This is a genomic window from Dethiosulfatibacter sp., from assembly GCF_983023055.1.
This window is the reverse complement of sequence record NZ_CEZJXU010000120.1, coordinates 1-5866: the sequence shown is the minus strand read 5'-3', so window position 1 is coordinate 5866 and position 5866 is coordinate 1. Positions and strand designations below refer to the sequence as shown.

Genomic DNA, 5866 nt, shown 5'->3' with positions numbered 1-5866 from the left:
TCAGTATGTGATAAATCCCCATTTTGCCCTGTAAAGAGGATATGTCCCGCGAAAGCAGTTGAAAAGAAGGGATTATTTATGGGGGAACTAACTATAAACGAGGAAAAATGTACTGGATGCGGAAAATGTGTTTCCTATTGTCCACATCATGCAGTTGCAATGAGATAATAATAAAATTATCGGAAACACTGTCTATATTACCTGGATGGTGTTTTTATTTTGGATTTGAATGACAATTTACATAAAATAAGGTAAAATTAAGTGATGAAAAAAATTAATTCATATATAAAGAGTGTGAGGAAATATTATGGCTAATTCGGATTTTGAGAAAAACTGGAGAGAAAAGATAAGGAAAACCGTAACAAACATGAAAAAAAGCGTTGATGACTTATTTCCGGAAGAAAATTCAGAAGACCTGATTTACTGGTCCAAAAGCTTAATGAGCAGCCTTAAGGAAAGATTTAACCCTGATGAAATAATGGATATTATGTGTTCGGCAGCCTGTCATTATCCGGAAGACAAGCTTATGGAACTTCACGAGCTGTATGAAAACACTAATGATCTTAAGCTGGTGCATAAAACCTTTGAAAGTAACTTCAAAAGGGAGATCAAGGAATATAAAAATCTGACAGATGACCAGGTGGAAATGATTATTGAAAAAGGCTGGGGATCGGCAGGTGTTCTGGATGGTAATACAATTATTGCTACCAAGATACCCAAGGAATTCCAAAAATATTTTGAAACTTGCAGCAGGGAAGAGAAGAACTATTTCTATTGCCATTGTCCAAGAGTAAGGAAAATGCTTTTAAAGGATGAACGCATAGATGTTGAATACTGCTACTGCGGCGCAGGCTTTTACAAGGACATATGGGAAAAAATCACAGGAAAAGATGTTGATGTGAAGATACTCAAATCTATAATGAGTGGCGATGAAGTTTGTTCCATTGAGATAAAGATATTGGGAATTTAAAACAGACTGGAGGGAAATATGACCGTATCATTAGTGAAATGCAGTGAATATGATTATGATAAACTAAAAGAATCATTGATGAAAACCTTTGATAACCTGGGAGGAATTGACAGGTTTGTATTGAAGGGAGACAGGGTGCTGCTAAAGACAAATCTTCTTATGAAGAAGATCCCTGAGGAGGCCACGACAACCAATCCCGTATTTGTTCAAGCACTGGCCGATATACTCATATCAAAAGGAGCTGAAGTTATAATAGGCGACAGTCCAGGTGGACCTTTTATGGAAAGCAGGATGAAAAATATATACAAATCAACTGGAATGGAAGATGCAGCTGAAAAATCAGGAGCATCCCTGAATTTTAACCTTGCGTCTTACTACACTGAATTTGAAAATGCAATTCTTTTAAACAAGGTGATACTTACGGATATGATTAATGACGTGGACAAGATAATAAATCTGCCTAAGCTTAAGACACATGGATTTGCAGTTTATACTGGAGCCGTCAAGAACCTTTTCGGCCTTATTCCGGGCACCATCAAGGCTGAATACCATGTAAAAATGCCGGAAATAGGTGATTTTTCAAATGCACTTATAGATATATGTGAATCCATAAAGCCAATTCTTCATATAATGGATGGAATAACTGGGATGGAGGGAGCCGGACCTTCGGCGGGAAGTCCTCGTGACATTGGTATCATAATTGCTTCTGAAAATCCCTACGACCTTGACAAGACTGCCTGTGATATTATCGGACTGAAGGTTCAGGATGTACCTTCTTTGAGAAAAGCCGTCGAGAGAGGATTAAGCAGTGATTCAATGGAAGATGTTGATATTGCAGGAGACAATATTGAGGAATTTAGGATTAATGATTTTGTAATGCCTCCATCAAGCGGGGACACCTTTAGAAGCATACCAAAACCAGTCATTAAATTCCTGGTTAAAAGACTCAAATCCAAACCTGTTTTTAATTTTGACACATGCGTAGGCTGTGGAGACTGCGCCGCCAACTGTCCACCAAAGGTAATAGAGATGATTGATGGTAAGCCCATAGTGGACTACACAGGATGTATAAGCTGTTTTTGTTGCCAGGAGTTGTGTCCTGTGAAGGCTATAGATATCAAGAAGCCTGTATTGGCGAAGTTGATTTTCAGGTAGGACAAGTTGTTTTGTACATATTAATTTTAGTAAGCAAAAAAAACAGGCATTAGCCTGCTTTGATTTCGTTTCTGTAGGCAGTTGGAGATTTTCCGACTGTCTTTTTAAATACCTTGCTGAAATAGTTTGGTTCGCTAAAACCAAGGTTTAGAGCAATATTGACTATTCTGTCATCAGTATATTCAAGTAATTCCTTAGCCATTTCTATTTTTTTGTTTGAAACATATTCTACAAAGTTTGTACCTATTTCTTTTTTAAAGAGTTTGCTCATATAATAGGGACTGACATTATAAAAATCCGAAATTTCTTCAAGGGAGAGATTATTTTTGAGATGTATATGCACATAAGCTGCGATTTTTTCTATATTTCCATTGAAATCATTGTCCATTGAATAGATTTCGTTGAATATTGAGTTTATGAAATCTATAAAAGTTTGGGTAACCAAGTATTTATTAGTATATATTTTATAGTTGTTTTTAAGGTAAAGCGCATGGCTTTCGATATTAGATTGTCTTTTTAATTTAAGACTTTTTGTGGTTTCTTCAAGTTTACTTACCGCTTCGGCAGTTTTTTGCCAAAGATTGTTTAGATTTTCGAAGTTATTGCTGTATATGCAATCAATCAGTTCTTTTGATTTATATACAGTATCAAAATATTTGTGCTCTAGTATATCATTTGATATTTCAGTTATGAACTTTTCAAAGCGGTCATTTTTTTTAAGTGGTTTACTTTTCCCATATATTTCAATAGCATTCTTGATTTTCTCTTTACGAATTGGTTTTAGAAGATAGTCATCCACATGGATTTTTATGGCAGTGTGTGCAAATTCAAATTCATCATGGGCTGTTGTTATAATAATTGAACAGTTAGGATATTTGTTTTTCACATATTTGCTAACTTCCAAACCATTGATTCCTGGAATATTTATATCCATAAAAATAAGGTCTATTTCTTTGGCATCAATTATAGCAATGGCTTCATCACTGTTTGCTGCCTCACCTACTATTTCAGCTTCATTGAAATATTCTGAAATTATTATTTTTAGTGCTTCTCTTTCTATGCTTTCATCTTCTACAAGCAGTATTCTACACATATATTAGCCTTCCGTATTGTTTTTAGATTTATTTAAGGGAATGGTAATCAATACCTTTGTTCCATTTCCCGTTGAACTTACAATTTTAAGTCCTCTTTCAGATCCAAAATAGTACATCAGTCTCTTGTGAACATTGTATATACCAATTCCACTGTTACCATTTTTCTTGTAAATGGTTCCGTCCAGTGTATCATTAATTGTACTCTGATCCATACCTTCACCGTCATCTGATATGGATAAAATAATATTTTCTCCTTCAGCTTTTGCTTCAATGACTATTGTTCCGCCTTCATTTTTCTTTTCTATTACATAGTTTATTGAGTTCTCAACAAGAGGTTGAATTGTCATGAAGGGACAATCAATTTCATAATATTCTTCCGGAATATTGATTTCATAATTAAGTCTGCTTCCCAGTCTTAGTTTTTGGATTGAAAGATAATTTGAAACATGGGTTATTTCTTCTTTTAAAGATACAGTTTCATTTGCAGTTTTTTTGAGAGTATATCTCATCATGTCAGAAAATGAATATATCATATTTTCGGTTTTTTCGGCATTCTCTATAAGGGCAAGTCTACCTATGGTGTTTAGAACATTAAAAAGAAAATGGGGATTTATCTGTGCTCTCAAAGCTTTAAGTTCAGCTTCCTTTAATGAACGTTCTAGTTCAGACTTGACTGTTATGGTTTCCATTAGTTTTAAATTGTTTGAATTCAACTCTTCCTGTATGAGATTTACATATTCTTTTTCCACAATATAGTTTATGATTCCATGCATCATTTTAGCAGCTGCCTGGATTTTCTCATAGGAAGTGACAGTAAGTTCGTTATAAGCTTTTAGAAGATTAGGATTATTTTCTATTTTATAATCTGATTCTCCAATGATAGATGGAATGTTATTGTCATCTTCTTCGATTCTTACCTGACCGGCTAGAATAGCACCGAGATAATTGTCTTGTACAGTTATGGGTACAGCAAAGTCAATTATACCCATGTGACATTTATAAAGATGAGGATTACCAGCAATAGTAGCCTGAAGACCACCATGGGCATCACATTGATGACATTTTTTTTTCGTTTCTTCGTTGCCTCTTACAATTGAACAAAAGTGTGAGAAATTACTTCTGACTGTAAGGGGTTTTCCCTTTTGGTCTACAGTTACCGAAGCAATGCCTGTTGCAATAGAAAACTGGTCCTGTATGTCCTGTAGTATTTCAATGTCAATAAAATCCTTAATATTCATTAGGTTTTTCATTAATCCTCCAAAGGAATTTAGCATAATAAATAGTCTAGTACCCTTGTCCTAGTCTAAGTAATTATATCAAGCTACCATATAATGATACAACAAATTATTACCCGTTATAAGAGAATTAATTGACATAAGAGGGTAAAAATTAACAAATTAGACCTATTTCGACGGAGAAAATAAAGGATGATTGACTTTTTGGTGTATTTTCCATATAAACATGAAAAAAACAGGAAAGGTAAAAAATAACCTGTTAAAGGCAATAAATTGTATTGTATGAATTGTATTTAATTGATATATTGTTAACAAATAGATTCATAATACAAATTAAATTTTGGAGGAAACATTGATGAGCAAGATACTTATATCACCTAGTAAATATGTACAGGGACCTGGAGAACTTGGAAAACTGGAAAAATACACAAACACATTGGGACACAATGTACTTGTACTGGCATCTGAAAGAGGAATAAAAAGAATTGGAGATAAAATCAATTCAAGTTATGAAGGAACTGATTCTAAAGTGGAATTCGAAACATTTGGTGGAGAATGTTCAAAGGTTGAAATAGAGAGAGTAAAAGGAATATGTGTTGCAAAGGGAATTGACGTTGTTGCGGGTGTAGGTGGCGGGAAAACGCTTGATACAGCAAAAGCGGTTGCACATTATATGGGAGTGCCTATAGTAATTGTACCAACTATAGCATCTACTGATGCTCCATGTAGTGCTTTGTCTGTAATATATAAGGAAAACGGAGAGTTTGATGAATATCTTGTTCTTCCTAAAAATCCTGAAGCTGTAGTTATGGATACTGAAGTTGTAGCAGCATCACCTGCAAGACTTACGATTGCAGGAATGGGAGATGCACTTGCAACATATTTTGAAGCAAGAGCGTGTGTAATTTCTGGAGCATCTACTATGGCTGGTGGAACTGCAACTGGAGCAGCATATGCACTTTCAAAACTTTGCTACGATACGCTTATAGAAGAGGGATACAAGGCTAAGCTTGCTGCTGAAGCTAAATGTGTTACTACGGCTGTTGAAAAAGTAATAGAAGCAAATACTTTACTTAGTGGAATCGGATTTGAAAGTTGTGGACTTGCGGCAGCTCATGCAATTCATAATGGATTTACAGTTTTGGAAGAATGTCATCACTTGTATCACGGTGAAAAAGTTGCTTTTGGAACGATAGCACAACTTGTTATAGAAAACGCACCTATGGCGGAGCTTGAAGAAGTTATATATTTCTGCAAGTCTGTTGGACTTCCAACTACATTGGAAGAAATGGGAGTGAAAGAAGTTAAACATGAAGAAATCATGAAGGTTGCAGAGGCTTCATGTGCAGAAGGAGAAACAATATTCAACATGCCTTGTCCAATAGATGCAAAGGTAGTATATGCTGCAATCA

Annotated in this window: 6 protein-coding genes; 4 read left to right on the top strand and 2 right to left on the bottom strand. The window is 35.0% G+C overall.

The features are described from left to right. From AC3AX0_RS05785 to AC3AX0_RS05775, 3 genes are all read left to right on the top strand, one after another. Positions 1-168, top strand: a 168-nt coding sequence (locus AC3AX0_RS05785; RefSeq protein WP_487549357.1) for a 4Fe-4S binding protein, incomplete at its 5' end; no start/stop codon positions are given. A gap of 139 nt (positions 169-307) precedes the next feature. Then, positions 308-970, top strand: coding sequence for a DUF6144 family protein (locus tag AC3AX0_RS05780; protein WP_487549356.1), 663 nt, complete (start codon positions 308-310; stop codon positions 968-970). Between the two features lie 18 nt (positions 971-988). Then, positions 989-2125 carry a DUF362 domain-containing protein gene (locus AC3AX0_RS05775; protein ID WP_487549355.1) on the top strand — a complete coding sequence of 379 codons (1137 nt, stop codon included), beginning with the start codon at positions 989-991 and terminating at the stop codon, positions 2123-2125. Positions 2126-2174: 49 nt separating this feature from the next. Here the strand turns inward: AC3AX0_RS05775 and AC3AX0_RS05770 are convergent, their stop codons facing one another. Together AC3AX0_RS05770 and AC3AX0_RS05765 are read right to left on the bottom strand one after the other, a co-directional pair. Beyond that, complete coding sequence (locus AC3AX0_RS05770; RefSeq protein ID WP_487549354.1) at positions 2175-3218, bottom strand: response regulator transcription factor; 1044 nt, start codon at positions 3216-3218, stop codon at positions 2175-2177. A 3-nt stretch (positions 3219-3221) separates the two neighbouring features. Further along, positions 3222-4469 (bottom strand): sensor histidine kinase, encoded by a 1248-nt coding sequence (locus tag AC3AX0_RS05765; protein WP_487549353.1) that lies wholly within the window; start codon positions 4467-4469, stop codon positions 3222-3224. 340 nt (positions 4470-4809) lie between these two features. Between AC3AX0_RS05765 and AC3AX0_RS05760 the strand changes: the two genes are divergently transcribed. After that, on the top strand, positions 4810-5866 hold a 1057-nt coding region (locus AC3AX0_RS05760; RefSeq protein ID WP_487549352.1), incomplete at its 3' end, for a glycerol dehydrogenase.